The organism is Flavobacterium erigeronis (genome assembly GCF_054075165.1).
Genome location: NZ_JBSKGP010000009.1, coordinates 270,239 through 291,521, shown reverse-complemented (window position 1 = coordinate 291,521; position 21,283 = coordinate 270,239). Strand labels below are relative to the sequence as shown.

The following is a 21,283-nucleotide window of genomic DNA, read 5'->3' as shown; positions in this document are numbered from 1 at the left end:
AAAATAATTTCTTTGACCAAAAGAATCCACATAGTAATGCTTTTTCTAACACTGAGTTTCTTTTGGAACCCCGGTTACAGCCATGCATGCAATAGCGGACATCAAAAAGAAATTAGCACAAAAGAAGAAAACAGCTGTTCTAAAAAATGCTGTGAAAAGAAAACTTCGAAACAAGAAAAACACAATTGCGATGGAAAATGCCGTCATTCGGGCTGTACTGCCTCTGCCTTGCAATTTGTCATTTTAACTTCAAATGATTTTGATTTACAAAAAGATGTTTTCAACTTTTTTTTAAAAAACACTATTTCATCCTACAGTAATTCAACTATTTCTTCTGGATTTACTTCTATTTGGCTAAAGCCGAAAATATAATTATTGCATTTGTGACAGCCCATATTGGGTCTTTTTGAAATCAACTTTTTTAATTAATTTTAAAGGGAAATTAAATCCTTTACTTAATATATTATATACAATGAAAAAATCAATCATAGCTTTAGCAACAGTCTTAACAGTATTATTTAGCGCCAATACTATTCAAGCAAACACCACAAAATCAGAATCTGGAATAACAGAAATCGTTGATGCAAGTCAGCTGCAGTCAGTTTATGATTCTTATTTTGCCGTAAAAGATGCACTTATAAAAAGCGACAGCAAATTGACTTCGGCGAAAGCGGCAACTTTATTAGCAGCAATCAATGCAGTCAAAATGGATAAACTAAAAGGTAGCGAGCATACGGTTTGGATGAAAGTCGTAAAAAAACTAACTGCCGATGCTAAAAGTATTTCAACTACTACAGATCTTAAAAAACAGCGCGAGACTTTTAAATCGCTTTCTAAAAATACTTACGATTTAATAAAAGTTTCAAATCCAGACCAACCAATTTACAAACAATATTGCCCAATGGCCGATGCTGACTGGTTAAGCAAAGAAAAAGCTGTAAAAAATCCGTACTACGGTTCTTCTATGCTTACTTGCGGAAATGTGGTAGAAACGATTAAATAAACTCTTTGAAGATTTTTTAAACACATAGAATCATAGTTCTGAATGCTGAAAAGGCGTTTCACTTGCATCAATAATCATAGGCTTTACCTAAAGCTATGTGTGAAAAACTAGTTTTTTTAAATTCATTTTATAAAGAAAAAATCTATGTTTCTATGTGTTTAATCATCATTTCATAAGTAAAAACATATGAAACTATACATCAAAAATATGGTGTGCAGCCGATGCATAATGGTGGTGAAGTCTGAGTTAGAACAACTCGGACTTCATCCTATTTCTGTTAATTTGGGAGAAGCTGAAATTGAGGAAGAAATCAATGAAAATCAGAAAGATATTTTATTGAAGAATCTTCAATCTATTGGTTTTGATTTAATCGATGATAAAAAAACAAAAACAATCGAGAAAATAAAAAACCTTATTGTCGATTTGGTTCACCACAAAAACAATGATCTAAAAATTAATCTTTCAGATTATTTAGCAGAAAACCTCAACCAAGATTATAATTCGTTAAGCAATTTATTTTCTGAAGTTGAAAATACTACAATCGAAAAATACTTCATTAGCCAGAAAATCGAAAAAGTAAAAGAACTGCTCGTTTACGATGAACATTCTCTCAGCGAAATTGCTGATATTCTCAACTACAGCAACGTCGCACATTTGAGTAATCAATTCAAAAAAATTACTGGCCATACTCCTACTGGTTTTAAACAGTTAAAAGATAAAAACCGAATTCAGTTGGAGAATTTGTAGTTTGGCTTAACCGCTATTTTTTTAAAACCGCAAAGCACGCAAAGAGTTACGCAATCCCGATAGCTATCGGGAACAAAGTTTTTTTAAGCTTTGCGAACTTTTTTATTTTTATATTTTTTCAACGCAAAGATTATAGCCATAGCCCACGGTTTCAACCGCGGGTGCATGCAGGGAGGAAATTCTTTGCGTACCCACGGTTGAAACCGTGGGCTATGTTCTATATAAATTCCGTAAAATGTTTACACAAAGCTTTGCGAACTTTTAAAAACTAAAATAAATAAAAAACTTAGCGCCCTTTGCGTAAACCTTTGCGTGCTTCGCGGTTAAAAAATAAACGCGTTCAAAAAAACCGTATCTTAGTAAATCTTACAAATCATCCCCAAAATTATACAAACCGAACCCGCCAATAGTTCGGAAATTTGCATTGTAAACCAAAAAGAACAATACAATGAAACATCAATATATAATTTCAGGAATGTCGTGCAACGGATGCCGAACCAAAGTAGAAAAGACTTTAAATGAAGTCGAAGGCGTTCAGGCAGAAGTAACATTAAATCCGCCAACCGCTACGATTACAATGGAAAACCATGTTCCGACAGAAAAATTTAAGGAAGTTTTAGCTGCTGCGGGAAATTATACAATTGAAATGGATTCTCCCAAAAATCACGGCGAAGCAGTTAAATCTTGCTGTTCAGGTCATAAAAAAGAAGAGCATTCACATCATAAAACAGAAACAAAAAAAGTACATCAGCATAGTTCAAATGGTGTTTATTACTGTCCGATGCATTGCGAAGGCGATAAAACCTATAACAAACCAGGAGATTGTCCAGTATGCGGAATGGATTTAGTGCCGCAGATTGCAATAACTTCAACACAGTTTACTTGTCCGATGCATCCTGAAATTGTTTCAGATGAACCAGGTGATTGTCCAATTTGCGGAATGGATTTGGTTCCGATGCAAGCTTCAGACGAAGAAAATAAAACGTATACCGACTTATTGAAAAAAATGAAAATTGCTATCGCCTTCACGCTGCCGATTTTCATTATTTCGATGTCAGAAATGATTCCGAATAATCCTCTTTACAATATAATGTCGATTGAAAAATGGAATTGGGTTCAATTTCTGTTTTCACTTCCCGTTTTGTTCTATGCAGGCTGGATGTTTTTTGTGCGCGCTTACAAATCAATTGTAACTTGGAATTTAAACATGTTTACGTTAATCGGAATTGGAACGAGCGTTGCTTTTATTTTTAGTTTAGTCGGAATGTTTTTTCCAGATATTTTTCCGCCTGAATTCAAATCGCATCACGGAACGATTCATTTGTATTTTGAAGCGGCAACGGTCATTATCACTTTAGTTTTATTGGGACAATTACTGGAAGCTAAAGCGCACGGACAAACTAACGGCGCAATAAAAGAATTATTGAAACTTGCTCCCACCGAAGCGACTTTGGTAGAAAATGGAATTGACAAGACTATTTCTATTCACAACATTAAAAAAGGAGATTTGCTTCGTGTAAAACCCGGAGAAAAAATTCCGGTTGACGGAAAAATAACTTCTGGAGAAAGCAGTATTAACGAATCTATGATTACCGGAGAACCAATTCCTGCAGACAAAAAAACGGGCGATGCTGTAATTTCTGGAACTATAAACGGAACAAAATCTTTTGTGATGATTGCCGAAAAAGTAGGTTCAGAAACGATGCTTTCGCAGATTATTGAAATGATAAATAATGCCAGCAGATCTCGTGCTCCAATTCAGAAATTAGCCGATCGTGTTTCTAAATATTTTGTTCCGACAGTGGTGCTTATTTCTATTTTGACCTTTTTCCTTTGGTCAAAATTTGGTCCAGAACCAGCTTATGTTTATGGATTAATTAATGCGATTGCAGTTTTGATTATCGCTTGCCCTTGCGCCTTAGGACTAGCAACTCCGATGTCGGTTATGGTTGGAGTTGGAAAAGGTGCTCAACAGGGGATTTTAATCAAAAATGCTGAAGCGCTAGAAAACATGAATAAAATTGATGTTTTAATTACCGATAAAACTGGAACTATTACCGAAGGAAAGCCATCTGTCGAAAAAATATTCGCTTCAAATAATGACGAAGATTTACTGCTTCAAAACATTGCTTCTTTAAACCAGCATAGCGAACACCCTTTGGCGCAGGCGGTTGTTAATTTTTCGAAAGCTAAAAATATTTCTACAAAAGAAGTTCAAGGTTTTGAAACTATTGCCGGAAAAGGTGTTTTAGGAACAATCGAAAACAAAAAAATCGCTTTAGGAAATAAAAAGCTGATGGATGAAATTGGTGCTTCTATTTCTGAAGATTTAGAAACTAAAGTTATTGCCGAGCAAAATCTAGGAAAAACGGTTTCTTATATTTCTATTGAAAAAATGGTTTTAGGTTATGTAACGATTACCGATGCAATTAAAGAAAATAGCGTAAGAGCCATAAAAGAATTGATCGCTCAGGGCGTTGAAGTCATTATGCTAACGGGTGATAACAAAAACACAGCAAAAGCCGTTGCCGATCAGTTGCATTTGAGTTCGTTTAAAGCCGATTGTCTTCCAGAAGATAAACTAAAAGAAATAGAACGTCTTCAAGCTGAAGGGAAAATTGTGGCAATGGCGGGCGACGGAATCAATGATGCGCCGGCTTTGGCGCAATCGAACATCGGAATTGCGATGGGGACGGGAACTGACGTAGCGATCGAAAGTGCCAAAATAACTTTGGTAAAAGGCGATTTACACGGAATTGTAAAAGCTAAAAACTTGAGTCACGCTGTAATGTCAAATATCAAACAAAATTTATTCTTTGCCTTTATTTATAATACGCTGGGCGTACCAATTGCAGCGGGAATTTTATATCCGTTTTTCGGAATTCTGCTTTCGCCAATGTTGGCTTCGGTTGCCATGAGTTTGAGTTCTGTTTCTGTAATTGTTAATGCTTTAAGATTGCGAAATCTAAAATTATAGGTAGGGGCGAAATTATTTAAACACATAGAAACATAGTTTTGTATGGTGTATAAAGGCGTTTCACTTGCATCAATACACATAGCGCTATGTGTGGAAACTAGTTTCTTTCATTCTCTTTTTTAAAAATACAAATCTATGTTTCTATGTGTTAAAATTAAACTACGTTCAATTTCGCGCAAAAAACAAACTAATAATCTGATATGAAAATCAAATATATTCTTCTTTTATTTCTAATCGCTTTTCAGTTAAAGGCACAAAAAGTCGTGCGTTACGATTTGCACGTTCGAGATACAATTGTCAATTTTTCGGGGAAAGAAAAACGTGCCATTGCTGTAAACGGTCAAATTCCGATGCCGACTTTGACTTTTACCGAAGGCGATATTGCAGAAATTTACGTGCACAACGATCTAGAAAACGAAGACACCGCAATGCACTGGCACGGATTATTTCTTCCGAATAAAGAAGACGGCGTTCCGTATTTAACGCAAATGCCAATTAAACCGGGAACGACACACAAATATACTTTTCCGATAATTCAGAATGGAACCTATTGGTATCACAGCCATTCGGGACTTCAGGAGCAGATCGGTTTGTACGGACTTTTCATTATTAATAAAAAGAAAGACGATTCGACAATTCGAAAAGGAATTGACGATTTGCCGACAATTCCAGTTATTCTGAGCGAATGGTCCGATTTGAAACCTGAGAATATTCAGCGAATGCTGCATAATGCCAACGATTGGTTTGCGATCAAAAAAGGAACAACGCAAAGTTATGCCGAAGCTATTAAACAAGGAGCTTTTTCTACAAAAGTGACTAACGAATGGAAGCGAATGAACGCTATGGATGTGAGCGATGTTTATTATGAAAAGTTCCTGATAAATGGCAAAAACGAGTTGCAGTTTTCTGATTTAAAACCAGGTTCAAAAGTCCGTTTGCGAATTGCCAACGGAGGTGCTTCGAGTTATTTCTGGCTTACGTATGGCGGAGGAAAAATTACCGTTGTAGCCAGCGATGGAAATGATGTCGAACCCGTAGAAGTTGATCGTTTGATTATTGCCGTTTCTGAAACGTATGATGTTGTAGTCACGATTCCAGAAGATAATAAAGCTTTTGCTTTTTTGGCTACAGCCGAAGACAGAACAGGATCTGCTTCTTTATTTTTAGGAAATGGCGAAAAACAACCTGTTCATCATCTTTCGAAATTAAAATATTTTGAAGGCATGAAAATGATGAACGACATGATGAAAATGAATGGCGAAATGAACGATATGGGCATGAATATGTCTTTGAATAAAATGGACATGAACGCTGTAATGTATCCTGAAATTTCAGGTGAAGATGAAGATTCAAAACCTGCAATAGATCATTCTAATCATAATATGGAAGGAATGAAAATGGAAAGTGACAGTACGGAAACTGCGGAAATTGTGACTTTGAATTATGATATGCTGAAATCACCTTTTAAAACCAATCTTCCAAAAGATGCTCCCGTAAAAGAATTGCGTTTCGAATTGTCTGGAAATATGAACCGTTATGTTTGGAGTCTGGACAATAAAGTAGTTTCTGAAACCGATAAAATCTTAATTAAAAAAGGAGAAATTGTTCGCATTACCTTATATAATGGTTCTATGATGCGCCATCCAATGCATTTGCACGGACATGATTTTAGGGTTTTAAACGAACATGGAGATTATTCTCCTCTAAAAAATGTTCTGGATATTATGCCAATGGAAACCGACACCATTGAATTTGAAGCCAATGCAGATGGCGACTGGTTTTTTCATTGCCATATCCTGTATCACATGATGGCAGGAATGGGAAGGATTTTTAGTTACGAAAATTCAGCTCCAAATCCGTTGATTCATCATCCCGAAATGGCTTTTAAAATGCTGAAAATGGACGATCGAATGTTTCATTTTATGGCCGAGAATGATTTTGCAACCAACGGAAATGATGGTGAAGCCATGTTCAGCAACACACGCTGGAGCATCGGCACGGAATGGCGTTTGGGTTACAACGACAAACATGGTTATGAAACGGAAACGCATATTGGACGTTACATTGGAAAAAATCAATGGCTGATGCCTTTCATCGGTTTTGACTGGCGTTATCGAAAAATGGGAATGGACGAACAGGAACAGAATATTTTCGGACAGAAAAACACCAAAGACAATCGTTCTGTTTTTAGTGCCGGACTTGAATATACTTTGCCAATGTTGATAAAAGCACAGGTCGAAGTGTATACAGATGGAAATGTACGCCTACAATTTGAACGAAAAGATATTCCGCTTTCCAGACGTTTAAGAATGAATTTAATGTGGAATACGGATAAAGAATATATGGCGGGATTGAAATATGTAGTTGGCAGAAACTTCGGAATCACGACGCATTATGACAGCGACATGGGAATTGGATTTGGAGTGAACTTAAATTATTGATTTTTTTTTTTGAACCATATAAGTTATTTAAGTTCATCTTAAAGTTTACAAAAACATTAACAATTTGTAAGAATCAGCTATAAGAATTCCTGCTATATTTGATTCATCAAAAATAAAATCTAAACCATCAAAAAACGAACAATGACAAAAGTAATTACAGCTTTAACTGTCGCTCTATTTTCAATTGGAGTAACAGCGCAAGAAACGAAACCTGCAACAAAAGAAAAAGCAAAAAAAGAATCTTGCTGCAAAAAGACAACTGAAAAAAAAGATAAAAAATCTTGTTGTACTAAGAAATAAACGAAATTCAATTTCAACAGAAAGACCTCGCAAAAAACGAGGTCTTTTTTATTTCAGCCACAACTCGAGCGATAGCGAACTGGCGAAGCAATTAACGAATTATTCTATTAAAGGTAAAGTTTAAGAAAATAAAATTCGTGAATTCGTGGCTATCAAAAAATCTATTTCACGCGAATACTCCATTCAAAATCCATTTCAGAAACTTGAACTCCTTCTTCATTTGTTCCTATAGATTTCATCCAGAACGTCTGCCCTTCTCCAGTTTCTATGGTTTTCTTAATAGCATCGGCAATTAAATGTCCGTCTTTGCAGACAAATGTAATTCTTCCTGTTGCTTTTTTAGTAAAGTTTCCTTTGTTGTTGGCTACTAACATAGAGATTTTTTTGCCACTTTGCTGAATCTGCGAAATCACCAATGCTCCAGTTGTCAGCTCTGCCGCCAATGCCTGAACTGCAAAATACATCGAGTTAAACGGATTCTGATTGATCCATCTGTGTTTTACTGTTACTGTACAGCTGCTATCGTTTATATCTTTTACACGAACTCCGCAAAAGTATGCTGAAGGCAATTTGAATAAGACGAATTTATTAAGTTTTGATACCGAAAGTGCCATAGAATATATTTTTTATGTAAAAATACAAAAAAACTATGCATGCACAATAAATTCTTTTAACAGGAATGGAAAGCCTTTAAAAACGGCACTTCCGAATGATTTTCAGCAATTTAAAAGATAATTCACAATCTTATATTTGTTAAATTTTTGTTAATAATTAGTACTATGCAAAACAAGATACTGTTTTTTAGACATATATTTGCATAAGAAATTACTATATACTTTTAATCATGGAACAATCAACACCACTCATCATGGAAAAAACATCAGAAAAGAATACAGCAGCCTTTACTCATTTGAGTACTTTAAGCCAATATATAATTCCGTTTGGGAACTATATTTTTCCGCTAATCATTTGGACGAACTATAAAGACAAATCTGAATTTGCAGATCATCACGGAAAACAGGCTTTAAATTTTCAGTTAAGCATTTTGCTTTACTCTTTGATTTTAGCACTTATTGCTATTCCGATTTTCATAACTGTCTTTTTACAGAATCTTCCAATAGAAGCTGTTTTTAATGACGACGATTATGTAATTAGAAACTTTAACTTTCAGGCAAACATTGGAATGTTAAGTGTAGGAATTACAGCTGTTATCCTTTTCGGATTATTAAAATTTGTTGAATTCTTTTTAGTGATTTATGCTTCTATAAAAGCTTCAAACGGAGAATTATACAAATATCCGCTTACGATTCCTTTTATAAAGTAATTAGACGGTAAAGATTAAAAGTTCTTATACATACGGGAGTTTAGCCCTGATAGAAGTGGAAATCCTTTTGTGTCTCGTTTCTTTAACGAGACACAAAAGATTGAAACGGATAGCAGGAAATAGCTCCAAAAAATCAATCATCAATCAAATCATCATCAATCAAAAAACGAATTGTTCAATCAAAAAAAAACAAAATGAAATTATGAACATTGAAAACACAAAAGCACAGATGCGCAAAGGTGTTCTTGAGTTTTGCATCTTATCAGTTCTAAAAGAAAAAGATGCTTATACCTCTGAAATATTAGACACTTTAAAAAACGCAAAATTACTAGTTGTAGAAGGAACCGTTTACCCGTTGTTAACGAGACTGAAAAATGACGGTTTGCTAAATTACCGCTGGGAAGAATCGACCTCTGGGCCACCTCGAAAATATTATGGATTAACCGAGATAGGACAAACATTTTTAAACGAACTTAGCGGCACTTGGACAGAATTATCCGACGCCGTAAATCTAATCACCAATCAAAATCAATAAGTCATGAACAAAACAGTAAATATTAACTTAGGCGGGATGTTTTTTCACATCGATGAAGATGCATACTTAAAATTGACACGCTACTTTGACGCTATAAAACGATCACTTAACAACTCATCTGGTCAGGATGAAATTATTAAAGACATCGAAATGCGTGTTTCTGAATTGTTGACAGAAAAACAAAAAAGCGAAAAACATGTTGTTGGACTGAAAGATGTTGACGAAGTGATTGCGGTAATGGGACAGCCAGAAGATTACCGAATTGAAGATGAGGAAACGGCTCAATCTTTTAATAATTATGCAAGAAAACACAAAAAATTATACCGCGATAAAGAAAAAGGTATGATTGGCGGTGTGGCGACAGGTTTAGGACATTATTTTGGAATTGACGCTGTTTGGATCAAAATCGTATTCTTAATATTCGTTTTTGCAGGTTTTGGAACTGGAATTTTAGCTTACTTCGTTCTTTGGATTGTAACTCCTGAAGCAGTTACGACTTCAGAAAAATTAGAAATGACTGGAGAGCCTGTAACAATTTCAAACATCGAAAAAAAAGTTCGCGAAGAAATTGACTCACTTTCTGATAAATTTAAAAATGCAGATTATGACAAAATGGGAAACCAGGTAAAGTCGGGAGCTGGGAGAATAAGTAGTTCATTTGGAGACTTTGTGATGACGGTTTTTAAAATCTTTGCTAAATTTTTAGGAGTGATTCTAATTATATCTGGGATTTCAACTTTAATCATGCTTTTGATTGGAGTGTTTACTTTAGGAACTAACATTTTTATTGATTTCCCTTGGCAAAATTTTATTGAAGCTGGAAACTTTACAGAATATCCGCTTTGGTCGTTTGGATTATTAATGTTCTTTGCCGTTGGAATTCCGTTTTTCTTCCTGACACTTTTAGGATTTAAATTGTTATCTCCAAACTTAAAATCAATCGGAAATATTACAAAATATACGCTTTTGGCTCTTTGGATTATTTCTATCGCGATTCTTACAAGTATCGGAATTAAACAGGCAACTGAAATTTCATACGACAATAAGATAGTAGAGAAAAAAGTTTTTGCCATCAAACCGGCTGATACTTTGTACATCAAGTTTAAGTACAATGATTATTACACAAAAAGTTTGAACCATTACAGAGAATTTGAATTTGTACAGGACTCTGCAAACAACGAATTGATTTATTCTAATGACGTGCGTTTACACGTATTGCGCACAGATGAATCGGCTCCATTTATCCAGATCGAAAAAAGTGCAAGAGGCAACTCTTTTACAAATGCAAAGAAAAGAGCAGAAAAAATTAATTATAAGTTTCAAATTAACGGAAATCATTTAATTTTGGATAACTATTTTCTGACAGATGTAAAAAATAAATTCAGAGGTCAAGAAGTTGATGTTTATCTTTATGTACCAGAAGGGCAATTGATTAAACCAGATTCTTCTGTTAGAGATTACTATAATTCAGACGATAATTTCTTTGAATTAAATTATAATGGAGATTACAATTATAAAGTTATCGGGTCTAAAGTAAGATGTTTGAACTGCCCTGCTGATGAGGACAATGACAACAATTACGAGAATAACTATGAAAATGATTACGAGAATATTAATGAAGACGTTAATGAAGCTGCCGTTGAAGCTGCAGACACGATAAAAGAAGTTTCGGTTAAAATTAACGGAAAAGAAGTTATAAACGGTAAAAAAACTAAAGGAAGACTAACTACAGATAAAAACGGAGTGATAATCAAAACTAACTAAACCATGATAAAAATAATCATCCATATTACGAAATTTATAATTATAACTATTACTGCTTTATTGTTTGCTTCATGTAATTTTAACATGAATGCAATTGAAGGAAGCGGAAATGTTACAACTGAAAAAAGAACCGTTGACGGAGAGTTTAAAAATATCTCTGTAAGCAATGCCATCGATTTGGTCATTGAGCAGTCTGACGCAACAGAAATTACTGTTGAGGCCGATGATAATCTTCAAAAAGAAATCGTTACTAGAGTAGAAAATGGAACGCTTATTATTGAATGCAAATACAGCTCTTTCCGCAACATTACATCAAAAACAGTAACGGTAAAAATGCCTGCTGTTCATAAAATAGAAGCTTCGAGTGCGTCAACTGTTGAAACTAATGGTACAATTCAAAGTGAAGATATTACTTTGGACGTTTCAAGCGCAGCATCGATGGATGTTAATATCGAATCTGACAGAATTGCAATTGATGCCGGAAGCGGAAGTTCTGTAGATATTATAGGTAAAGCGCTAAGTCTTAGTACTTCAGCGTCAAGCGGAGGAAGTATAGATGCCGAAAAACTTATGGCAAATGAAGTTCATGCTGATGCTTCTAGCGGAGGAACTGTTTCTGTACGTCCAATCTTAAGCTTAAAAGCAGATGCTTCTAGCGGAGGAAATATCAACTACAGCGGTAATCCAAAAACGGTTGAAAAATCGGCAACTTCTGGAGGAAGCGTAAGCAAAAGCTAAAAGTGCAACTGTTAAATATAAAAGAAATCATTCACCGAAAGTGGATGATTTTTTTATATTTGTCAAAATCAAATCTAGAATTAATGAAAAAAAGTACAGCGCTGCTCTTATTATTATTTGTTACAACTTTCACTTTTGCACAAAAAAGAGAAAAAATTAAAGGTTCAAAAATTGTAACGACCTCGATAAAAGAAGTTGGAAGTTTTGACGCTCTTGAAGTCGATGATAATCTGGAAGTTTATTTGGAGCAAGGAGAAAAAAACGAAATTAAAATTGAAGCCGATGATAATCTTCATGACATTATCGGAATGGATTTAAGAGAAAAAACGCTTCGTTTATACACTAATAAAGAATCTACTATTTTCAAGAAGTTAGCTGTAAAAGTAACGTATACTAAATCTTTAAATAAGGTCATTACAAAAAATGAAGCTATAGTTTATGCCATTCAAGAATTGCAATTGGATGATATCACAATGAATTGTCTTGATTTTTCTAAATTATTTTTAAACGTAAATTCAAAGAGATTCTCCCTAATTGCCGATGATAAAACTAAAACAGAATTAAACTTAAAAGCTGAAGATGGAAATTTGCAATTGAGCAAAAATGCTTCAGTTAAAACATTAGTTTCTGCTATAAAATTCAAATGCGATTTATACCAGAGATCAACTGCTGCAATTGAAGGTATTGCTGAAAAAGCTACAATTAGGCTAGACAATAATTCTATTTTCACCGGAGTAAAATTTACTTTGAAAGATGCGAATATTACTGCTGAAGGTTCTTCTGTTGCGAGCATTTTAGCAGAAAACACTATCACAATTGCAGCTGGAGACAAGTCTGAAATTTCACTATCTGGTGATCCAAAAATAGAACTTACACGTTTTAGCGAAGAGGCAAAACTGATAAAAAAACCAGGCGCGCCAAAACCAAAAACATCAACATTGTAAACTTATAAATTGTTTAGAGTTTAAAAATATAACAAAAAAGTCCCTTCCGAAAGAAAGGGACTTTTATATTTATAGCAAGTTCAGATTAGCTTGAAACAAAAAATTTATTCCTTTGAAGCTAAATATCTTTCAGCATCTAGTGCAGCCATACATCCTGTACCTGCAGCAGTAATTGCTTGACGGTAAACATGATCTGCAGCATCACCCGCAACAAAAACACCTTCTACATTAGTTTTAGATGTCCCTGGAGTATTTACGATGTAACCTGTTTCGTCTAGTGTAATATAATCTTTAAAGATATCTGTGTTTGGTTTGTGTCCAATTGCTACGAAGAAACCAGTTGCTGGAATTTCTATAACTTCTCCAGTAGTTTTGTTTAATGCTTTAATAGCATGAACTACATTATTATCTCCAAGAACTTCCACAGTATCGTGATTCATTAAGATTTCGATATTTTCTGTTTTACGAACACGCTCTTCCATAATTTTAGAAGCTCTAAATTTCTCGCTTCTAACTAGCATGGTTACTTTTTTGCAAAGTTTAGACAAGTAATGTGCTTCTTCGCAAGCAGAATCTCCTGCACCAACAATTACAACATCTTGATTTCTGTAGAAGAATCCGTCGCAAACCGCACAAGCAGAAACTCCACCACCCATATTTAGGTAATGTTGTTCTGATGGCAATCCTAAATATTTAGCCGAAGCACCTGTAGAAATAATTACAGTTTCGCAGTGCAATTCGATAGAATCGTTAATCCAAACTTTATGAACACCTCCAGAAAAATCAACTTTTGTTGCCCATCCGTCACGAATATCTGCACCAAAACGTTTTGCTTGTTCTTGTAACTGAATCATCATTTCCGGTCCTGTTACTCCATCAACATAACCTGGAAAATTTTCAACCTCATTAGTAGTCGTCAATTGACCGCCAGGCTGCATTCCTTGATATAATACTGGATTCATATTAGCTCTGGCTGCATAAATAGCCGCAGTATATCCGGCAGGACCAGAACCTATAATAAGGCATTTAATTTTTTCGATTGTATTTGACATAGTTATGTTTTCATTAATAATTGATGGTGCAAAAGTAAGTTTTTATTGTTGGAAAAAAGAACTCGGCTAATCAGTTTTTGTTATTCTCAAATAACAAATAATGAATATGTCAAGCTTATGTCTGCGCATTATTGCTTTCGCAAATTAAAAATTTAAACAATTGTAATCGTTATTCGCCAGAAACAAGGAATACATGATAAAAATCATTTCCTAAAAATAGGTTTTACCCTACATTGTTCCGATAAAAAAAAACTTAACTAAAATCGAAATGAAAAAAGTAATTTTACTGCTTGCAGGTTTGTCATTGACTTCGTGCAAGAAAGAATCGGGTGAATTCGATGTCGTAAAAACTCCAGAAACTCCTAAATCAGAATTGTTAGCGAAAGCTTCTACTTTCTTTAAATCTGTTTCAGCATTATCTGAAGAAAACATATCGCAGGAAAAATTTGATTTGGGAAAAAAACTTTATTACGATAAAGCATTGTCAAAAAATGGAACAATCAGCTGTAATTCCTGTCACAATCTTGCCACTTATGGAGTTGACAACAAATCTTTGTCTGAAGGAGACACAAAACAATTGGGAGACCGTAACTCGCCTACCGTAATTTATGCTTCGCTGCATTCTATGCAATTTTGGGATGGCCGTGCCAAAAATGTAGAAGAACAAGCCAAAGGACCTTTACTAAACCCTGTAGAACACAGTATTCCAGACGCTGCATTTTTAGAGAAAAAACTAAGAGCAATGCCAGAATATCAAGCTCTGTTTAAAAAGGTATATCCAAAAGATAAGGAACCTATTACTTTTGATAATCTAGCCAATGCAATTGGTGCTTTTGAACGCAAACTTAATCCGAAAAGTAAATTTGACGATTATTTGGATGGAAATGAATCGGCTATAAATGATCAGGAAAAAAAGGGATTGAAATCTTTTATCGATAACAATTGCATTACTTGTCACAGCGGTGTTGCACTTGGCGGACAGATGTTTCAGAAATTTGGAGTTTACGGAGATTATGCAAAACTTACCGGCAGCAAAAAAGTCGACAACGGTCTTTTTGACCTTACGAAAAAAGAAAGTGATAAGTTTCTTTTTAAAGTTCCTGGCTTGCGAAATGTAGAAAAAACGGCACCTTATTTTCATGATGGTTCCGTTTCATCATTGAATGAAGCCATAAAAATGATGGGGAAATTACAGCTTAACAAAGATATTTCTGATGAGGATGCTAAAAACATGGCTGCTTTCTTAAAAACATTGACTGCCGATGTTGATGCAAAGTACAAAGAGTAAAATGATATTTTTATTGCCTTCTTATTCTAAATGAAGAGTTTAAAAATATTCACAGTAAAAACCTTTCTGTGTTTTCAGAAAGGTTTTTTTTTGTATTAAAAAACTATTTTAAAATAAGTTCCATTTATTTTCATTTTTCCCTTTTTCAAATCAAATTTATTTATATCTTTGCATCCGCTTTCGGGCACTACAACAAATATACATCTTCGGGGTGTAGCGTAGCCCGGTTATCGCGCCTGCTTTGGGAGCAGGAGGCCGCAGGTTCGAATCCTGCCACCCCGACAAAAGCCGAACAGAAATGTTCGGCTTTTTTGTTTCATACATGCGCTCTAATGATTGAAACAGAATAAATAGCATTAGCCACGAATTCACGAATTTTACTTTTAAAATACTTTAGCTAATATTATTCGAATTAATTCGAATAAATAATCGTAAAGATTTGAAAAAAATAATTCGTGAATTCGTGGCAAAAAAACCCTGAAAACGCGGCGTAAAAAGGGATCTTCAAGATCTGAATTTTGAATATCAATTGTAGCGTAACCCGATTGTCGCGTCCCGCCTTAAAGCGGGAAGGCCGCAGGTTCTCCCGAAAGCTTTCGGGACTGCCACCCCGACAAAAGCCGAACAGAAATTTTCGGCTTTTTTGTCTTTCATACATTGCGTTTAAATCGTGAAACCATTGGCTACATTCTAAACAAAGCCGAAACAAAATAAATAGCGTTAGCCACGAATTCACGAATTTTACTTTTAAATACTTTAGCTAATATTATTCGAATTAATTCGAATAAATAATCGTAAAGATTTGAAAAAAAATAATTCGTGAATTCGTGGCGAAAAAAAACTCCGAAAACTAACCGCTTTCAGAGTTTTATTTTTTTATATAATCTGTATAATTATTCTATACTTTTAATATAAGAAGGATAAGATTCCTTACTTGGCAACACAAATTCTTCATCAAAAGGCTGAATGCCATCTCCATTATTATACAATGCTACTCGTTTGGCACCAGTTGCCGTACTCCCGCCTGTTCCATTTATAACATTTTGAATATTTCCAGGACCTGCAAAACGAGTAATGCACATTTTCTCCAACTTCACATTTGGACTGTTTGGCACTTCAAAACCGTTTTTCTTATTTACATTTCCATCTGTCCCTGTAAAAACAGCATAAGATCCCATTCCTATTGTATGATGTTCTTTTACCGAATTCGCTACTTTAAATGCCGCGTAACCATCAACTCTTCCGCCCTGACTACTCCAGCTCGCCTGATTCGGAGCATCGTAAGGCGGTTCGTTTTGAAAGAAAAAAGTTCTGCCTCGCTCTCCAAGCCATACTACTTCATATTCCTGAAAGTGTTCTACAAACAAAGCGTAAAGTGTAACATCATTTCCTGTAACGATAAGTCCGTTTTTGCATCTGTCTCTCAACCAGCGCGCATCTCCGCCTTTTTGCGAACCATGATCAGCACGCCACAGCCAGAAATGATCTCCTACCACATTATTACTATTGATCTGCATCGAGGCCTGTATCTGAATATTTTTTGACTGCACTCCGCCTACTCGACACGTAATATCACTTAGTAAAATAGGATCTTTAGCATGATCGGCATTCGCACCTTCGTTACCAATTCTAACCTGATACGTTGTACTATTAAAAGAATCCATCAAAAGTCCAGCAATGATAATACCGTCTTTATCATCAGCATAAATACATCCCCACGTATTTTTCTCCGTCGGTTCTAGCGTCACCGAAGCAATGCCTGCTCCTAGAAGAATTGCATCTTTTCTGTTTACCTGAATCGGAGCATTTAAGGCATAATGTCCCGGAGTGAAAAATATATTTTTACCCGCTTTCAACGCGGCGTTTATTTCTACATCGGTATCTCCTTCTTTAGTAACATACCAACTCGTAATCAAATCTTGAATTTTTCCTTGCCCCATATCTTTTGCAGACCAAGAAACTCCAACTCTGTCCTTTTGCCAAGCCGGAACAAATACTTTATATTCTCCATCTTTATCAATAAAAAGAAAAGGTTTTTCTCTAATAATAGGTGTAGTCGAAATTGGAGAATTACTATCATCTGCTTGCGGCGGATTTACACAACCCTGCCAAACCATATTATACGAGCCTCCCATCGCTCCAGAGCCTGAAGGAAAAACGGTATTTCTGGTATACCATTGCTGCTGTCCGCCCCAATTTGGCCTTGATGTAGTGTAGTGCGAATCGGCAATAAAACCACCACTACCCCAAAAATTCGTGTTTCCTATATCCGAAATATATTTCGAAGTGCTTTCAATAAGCAATCTTCTCGCACTTGTTGACTGAGAAACCGTCCACGAAAAATCGCGCATTATTTCTACATTTTCTACCGAACGCCAAAAAGTACAAGTTGCATTTGCTCCGCCAGAAAGGTGAGGTCTAGTAAATATCGCTCCCAATTTAACATCAGACGGCACTTTTCCTAAACCTCCAATATGAGAATAAAATCCTAATTCTATTGCATTTGCTTCTGCTGACGATGCAGAACCAGAGCCACCGACATCATACGTTTCGCCATTAACATTTGGTTTAAAATAATAAGCCTGACGTTTTGTTGTCCATTCACCATTTGCACCGCCTAAACCAATACTGCTAAATTGAGAATTAATTTCATTTCGTGCTGTTTCGACCTTTTCATGTTTTCTGTCATAGAAATACATATTGTCTCCAAAAATCTGATTTTCGAGCGAAATGACTATAGTTATGTCGTTACGAGTAATTTTATAATAGTTCTCATATTTATCTGTATTGGGCTTATTGTCTGTAAATGTCAATTTAGAAGTTGACCCAACCGATACAAAATTTGATGCCAATCGACTTCCTCCTCTTGTAATGACATAATTTCCTGTAGAGCCAAAAGCCGACCATGATAATGTTATAGAATGTTTCTTTTTGCTGTAAACAATTTTACGTTCTATTTTTTTATTTCCCTCTATTTTTTCATCTGTAGAATAAGGCGAAACAAAACTGCATAAAAACAGCATAGACGCAAATAGTGTAAATAATGAGATTGTTTTTTTACTCATAAGAATGTTGCTTTTTGTGGTTTGATAGTTTGTAATTATTGTAGTTTTTAGGGATCACAAAATAGCAATAATCTGTAAGCTGAAAGTCCGTTTTTGCTCTCAATTTTCTCATCAAAAACACTACAAAATCTAGAAATTTTGCCTTTTTATACCATAAATAAACCTTATTGCACCTATCTGTTTTTCGTTAATCACTTTTTTTTGTCCATAAATAGAAAGAGAAAATGAAATGAAAAAAATTACACTATTTATAATCTTGGCGTTTTCTGTCCTTGCTATCGCACAGCAAAAAAATATCATTTTTATTAACTCCATTGCCAGAGAAATTGTGCTGCATAAGAAAAATGTCCACGCGTCTTATTATCATGATAAATTTAACGGAAGGAAAACAGCGAGCGGCAGAAAATTTAACAACAACGATCTCACCGCAGCGCATAAGAAATTTCCTTTTGGCACCTTATTAAGAGTAACAAACGAAGCCAACAAAAAATTTGCAATTGTAGAAGTTACAGACCGGGGTCCATTTATTAAAGGAAGAGAAATTGATCTTAGCAAGAGAGCCTTTATGAAAATTGCTTCCAATAAAAAAAGCGGTTTGGTTTATGTCACTATTGAGATTTTGAAATAATTCTTTTTCTGGCTAAATTTTGATTCCTGCATTTTTAAGTAAGAACAAAGACTAAATTATCTTCAAATTTTATTGACAATTCTATTCATATCTAAAATAATTTTCTGCCAAACACCCATGAAACCCCGATTAATCAAACTTTCACAAATGTTAACAAAATAGATTTTCAGAAACCATAAATAATTGTATTTTTACGGTTCAAAATTCAGAAAATAAATGGGCAAAATCATTGCTATTGCTAATCAAAAAGGAGGCGTTGGAAAGACTACTACATCTGTAAATCTTGCTGCCTCATTAGGTGTTTTAGAAAAAAAAGTATTGTTGATCGACGCTGATCCACAGGCCAATGCTACATCTGGTCTTGGAATTGATGTAGAAACAGTTGAAACTGGAACCTACCAAATACTTGAGCATACTGTAACACCAAAAGAAGCCGTTTTAAAATGTACAGCTCCAAACGTAGATGTGATCCCAGCTCACATTGACCTTGTTGCTATCGAAATTGAATTGGTTGACAAAGAAAACCGCGAATACATGCTTAAAAAAGCATTGGAAGAGGCAAAAGAAGAATATGATTATATCATTATCGACTGCGCGCCTTCTCTAGGTTTGTTAACCTTGAATGCTTTAACAGCTGCAGATTCTGTAGTTATTCCTATTCAATGTGAATATTTTGCACTTGAAGGATTAGGAAAATTATTGAACACTATTAAGAGTATTCAAAAAATACACAACCCAGATCTTGACATTGAAGGTTTATTATTAACAATGTACGATTCAAGATTACGTTTATCAAATCAGGTTGTAGAAGAGGTTCAAAAACACTTTAACGATATGGTTTTTGACACTGTAATTCAGCGAAATGTAAAATTAAGTGAGGCTCCGAGTTTTGGAGAAAGTATCATTAATTATGATGCAACAAGCAAAGGTGCCGTAAACTATATTCATTTAGCACAAGAAATTATAAAGAAAAACAGTAAATAGTTTTTATGACAAAAGTAATTAAAAAACAAGCCTTAGGAAGAGGATTATCTGCCTTATTAAAAGATCCTGAAAACGACATTAAATCAGTAGAAGATAAAAATGCTGACAAGGTTGTTGGAAACATCATTGAGCTTGAAATAAGTGCGATTGAAATAAATCCGTTTCAGCCTAGAAGCAATTTTAATGAAGAATCATTACGCGAATTAGCCACTTCTATTAAAGAACTTGGTGTAATTCAACCTATTACTGTTCGTAAATTAGATTTTAATAAATACCAGTTAATCTCTGGAGAGCGTCGTCTTCGTGCATCTAAATTAGTAGGTCTGACTCATGTTCCTGCTTATATTCGTATTGCAAACGACAACGAATCTTTGGTTATGGCTTTGGTTGAAAACATCCAGCGTCATGACTTAGATCCAATTGAGATTGCCTTATCATACCAACGTTTAATCGACGAAATTCAATTAACTCAAGAACAAATGAGTGAAAGAGTGGGTAAAAAACGTTCGACAATTGCCAACTATTTACGTCTTTTAAAATTAGATCCGATTATCCAGACTGGTATTCGTGATGGTTTTATTAGCATGGGACACGGTAGAGCAATTATCAACATTGAAGATTTAGACGTTCAGACTGATATTTATCAAAAAATTGTAAGCCAAAATTTATCTGTTCGCGAAACAGAAGCTTTGGTTAAAAATTATCACGAAGGTTTACAGCCAAAAGCAGACGGAAAACCGAAAGCAGAGTCTGCGTTTGTGGTAAGAGAAACACAGAAAAATACTTTCAACGATTATTTTGGTTCGAAAGTTGATATAAAAGTCGCTGGTAACGGAAAAGGAAAAATTACAATTCCATTTAATTCTGAAGCCGACTTTAACAGAATTATAAAATTAATAAACGGATAGTGAATAAGATTGTCCCCATTGGTCTGTTGTTCTTTCTAACAGGAACCGTTTCTCTTTTTGCCCAGGTAAAAAAAGACACGGTTTTGGTCGTAAAAGACACTACTGCATTACAAGAAATAGACCCGCTTACACCAGCAAAAGCCGCTTTTTATTCGGCTATTTTACCTGGTTTAGGTCAAGCATACAACAAAAAGTACTGGAAAATTCCATTGGTCTACGGAGCAATCGGAACCAGTTTATATTTCTACATAGACAATAACAAAAAATACCACGATTATCGTGACGCCTACAAACGAAGATTGGAAGGCTACAACGATGACAACTACCAATTTTTGGACGACGACCGACTTATTGCGGGACAGAAATTCTACCAGAGAAATAGAGATTTATCTGCTTTATTTGTTGTCGGATTTTATGTCTTGAATATAATCGATGCCAATGTTGACGCCGCTTTGATACAGTTTAACGTTAACGAAAGGCTTTCAATGCGTCCAGAAATTTATCCAGCCGATGTAACATTTAAACCAAATGTCGGACTAACTTTTAACTATAAGTTTTAATAGATTAATTTCTATTTAAAAAATC

19 protein-coding genes and 1 tRNA gene are annotated in these 21,283 nt (G+C 34.9%); 17 read left to right on the top strand and 3 right to left on the bottom strand.

Features of this window, described 5'->3' with window-relative positions; genetic code table 11:
* Positions 1-36: 36 nt before the first annotated feature.
* The 6 genes from ACWA1F_RS18645 to ACWA1F_RS18620 all read left to right on the top strand — a co-directional run bounded on the left by ACWA1F_RS18645 (position 37) and on the right by ACWA1F_RS18620 (position 7,468).
* Positions 37-372 carry a hypothetical protein gene (locus ACWA1F_RS18645; RefSeq protein ID WP_306159180.1) on the top strand — a complete coding sequence of 112 codons (336 nt, stop codon included), beginning with the start codon at positions 37-39 and terminating at the stop codon, positions 370-372.
* Between the two features lie 100 nt (positions 373-472).
* Positions 473-1,003, top strand: a complete 531-nt coding sequence (locus ACWA1F_RS18640; RefSeq protein WP_456895838.1) for a DUF3347 domain-containing protein — start codon at positions 473-475, stop codon at positions 1,001-1,003.
* Positions 1,004-1,189: 186 nt separating this feature from the next.
* Positions 1,190-1,750, top strand: coding sequence for a helix-turn-helix domain-containing protein (locus ACWA1F_RS18635; RefSeq protein ID WP_456895836.1), 561 nt, complete (start codon positions 1,190-1,192; stop codon positions 1,748-1,750).
* A 448-nt stretch (positions 1,751-2,198) separates the two neighbouring features.
* Positions 2,199-4,727 (top strand): heavy metal translocating P-type ATPase, encoded by a 2,529-nt coding sequence (locus ACWA1F_RS18630; protein ID WP_456895834.1) that lies wholly within the window; start codon positions 2,199-2,201, stop codon positions 4,725-4,727.
* Positions 4,728-4,927: 200 nt separating this feature from the next.
* Positions 4,928-7,168, top strand: coding sequence for a multicopper oxidase family protein (locus ACWA1F_RS18625; protein WP_456895832.1), 2,241 nt, complete (start codon positions 4,928-4,930; stop codon positions 7,166-7,168).
* A 141-nt stretch (positions 7,169-7,309) separates the two neighbouring features.
* Positions 7,310-7,468, top strand: a complete 159-nt coding sequence (locus ACWA1F_RS18620) for a hypothetical protein (RefSeq protein ID WP_164515329.1) — start codon at positions 7,310-7,312, stop codon at positions 7,466-7,468.
* 161 nt (positions 7,469-7,629) lie between these two features.
* Here ACWA1F_RS18620 and ACWA1F_RS18615 read toward each other — a convergent pair whose 3' ends face one another.
* Positions 7,630-8,082: a DUF4442 domain-containing protein gene (locus ACWA1F_RS18615; RefSeq protein WP_456895830.1), complete on the bottom strand. Its 453-nt coding sequence runs from the start codon at positions 8,080-8,082 to the stop codon at positions 7,630-7,632.
* A 254-nt stretch (positions 8,083-8,336) separates the two neighbouring features.
* Between ACWA1F_RS18615 and ACWA1F_RS18610 the strand changes: the two genes are divergently transcribed.
* The 5 genes from ACWA1F_RS18610 to ACWA1F_RS18590 all read left to right on the top strand — a co-directional run bounded on the left by ACWA1F_RS18610 (position 8,337) and on the right by ACWA1F_RS18590 (position 12,773).
* The gene (locus tag ACWA1F_RS18610) at positions 8,337-8,792 is read left to right on the top strand and encodes a DUF4870 domain-containing protein (RefSeq protein ID WP_456895829.1); all 456 of its coding nucleotides are present in this window, start codon (positions 8,337-8,339) and stop codon (positions 8,790-8,792) included.
* A 202-nt stretch (positions 8,793-8,994) separates the two neighbouring features.
* Entirely contained in the window at positions 8,995-9,327 is a 333-nt protein-coding gene (locus tag ACWA1F_RS18605; protein ID WP_008464689.1) for a PadR family transcriptional regulator, read from the top strand.
* A gap of 3 nt (positions 9,328-9,330) precedes the next feature.
* Positions 9,331-11,091, top strand: coding sequence for a PspC domain-containing protein (locus ACWA1F_RS18600; RefSeq protein WP_306159202.1), 1,761 nt, complete (start codon positions 9,331-9,333; stop codon positions 11,089-11,091).
* 3 nt (positions 11,092-11,094) lie between these two features.
* Positions 11,095-11,829: a head GIN domain-containing protein gene (locus ACWA1F_RS18595; RefSeq protein ID WP_456895826.1), complete on the top strand. Its 735-nt coding sequence runs from the start codon at positions 11,095-11,097 to the stop codon at positions 11,827-11,829.
* Positions 11,830-11,912: 83 nt separating this feature from the next.
* Positions 11,913-12,773, top strand: a complete 861-nt coding sequence (locus ACWA1F_RS18590; RefSeq protein WP_306159205.1) for a GIN domain-containing protein — start codon at positions 11,913-11,915, stop codon at positions 12,771-12,773.
* Positions 12,774-12,877: 104 nt separating this feature from the next.
* On the opposite strand, the gene trxB is transcribed toward ACWA1F_RS18590, so the two are convergent.
* Positions 12,878-13,825 carry a thioredoxin-disulfide reductase gene (trxB, locus tag ACWA1F_RS18585; protein WP_306159207.1) on the bottom strand — a complete coding sequence of 316 codons (948 nt, stop codon included), beginning with the start codon at positions 13,823-13,825 and terminating at the stop codon, positions 12,878-12,880.
* Positions 13,826-14,093: 268 nt separating this feature from the next.
* Between trxB and ACWA1F_RS18580 the strand changes: the two genes are divergently transcribed.
* Together ACWA1F_RS18580 and ACWA1F_RS18575 are read left to right on the top strand one after the other, a co-directional pair.
* Positions 14,094-15,113, top strand: coding sequence for a cytochrome-c peroxidase (locus ACWA1F_RS18580; RefSeq protein WP_456895824.1), 1,020 nt, complete (start codon positions 14,094-14,096; stop codon positions 15,111-15,113).
* A 207-nt stretch (positions 15,114-15,320) separates the two neighbouring features.
* Positions 15,321-15,395, top strand: a tRNA-Pro gene (locus tag ACWA1F_RS18575).
* 611 nt (positions 15,396-16,006) lie between these two features.
* On the opposite strand, the gene ACWA1F_RS18570 is transcribed toward ACWA1F_RS18575, so the two are convergent.
* The gene (locus ACWA1F_RS18570; RefSeq protein WP_456895822.1) at positions 16,007-18,178 is read right to left on the bottom strand and encodes a hypothetical protein; all 2,172 of its coding nucleotides are present in this window, start codon (positions 18,176-18,178) and stop codon (positions 16,007-16,009) included.
* Between the two features lie 229 nt (positions 18,179-18,407).
* Between ACWA1F_RS18570 and ACWA1F_RS18565 the strand changes: the two genes are divergently transcribed.
* The 4 genes from ACWA1F_RS18565 (at position 18,408) to ACWA1F_RS18550 (ending at position 21,258) form a co-directional block, all read left to right on the top strand.
* Positions 18,408-18,806 carry a septal ring lytic transglycosylase RlpA family protein gene (locus ACWA1F_RS18565; protein WP_456895820.1) on the top strand — a complete coding sequence of 133 codons (399 nt, stop codon included), beginning with the start codon at positions 18,408-18,410 and terminating at the stop codon, positions 18,804-18,806.
* Positions 18,807-19,022: 216 nt separating this feature from the next.
* Positions 19,023-19,790: a ParA family protein gene (locus ACWA1F_RS18560; RefSeq protein ID WP_008464569.1), complete on the top strand. Its 768-nt coding sequence runs from the start codon at positions 19,023-19,025 to the stop codon at positions 19,788-19,790.
* Between the two features lie 5 nt (positions 19,791-19,795).
* Positions 19,796-20,698 (top strand): ParB/RepB/Spo0J family partition protein, encoded by a 903-nt coding sequence (locus tag ACWA1F_RS18555; protein ID WP_306159215.1) that lies wholly within the window; start codon positions 19,796-19,798, stop codon positions 20,696-20,698.
* Complete coding sequence (locus tag ACWA1F_RS18550) at positions 20,698-21,258, top strand: DUF5683 domain-containing protein (protein WP_306159217.1); 561 nt, start codon at positions 20,698-20,700, stop codon at positions 21,256-21,258. The genes ACWA1F_RS18555 and ACWA1F_RS18550 overlap by 1 nt, the downstream gene beginning before the upstream one ends.
* Positions 21,259-21,283: the final 25 nt, after the last annotated feature.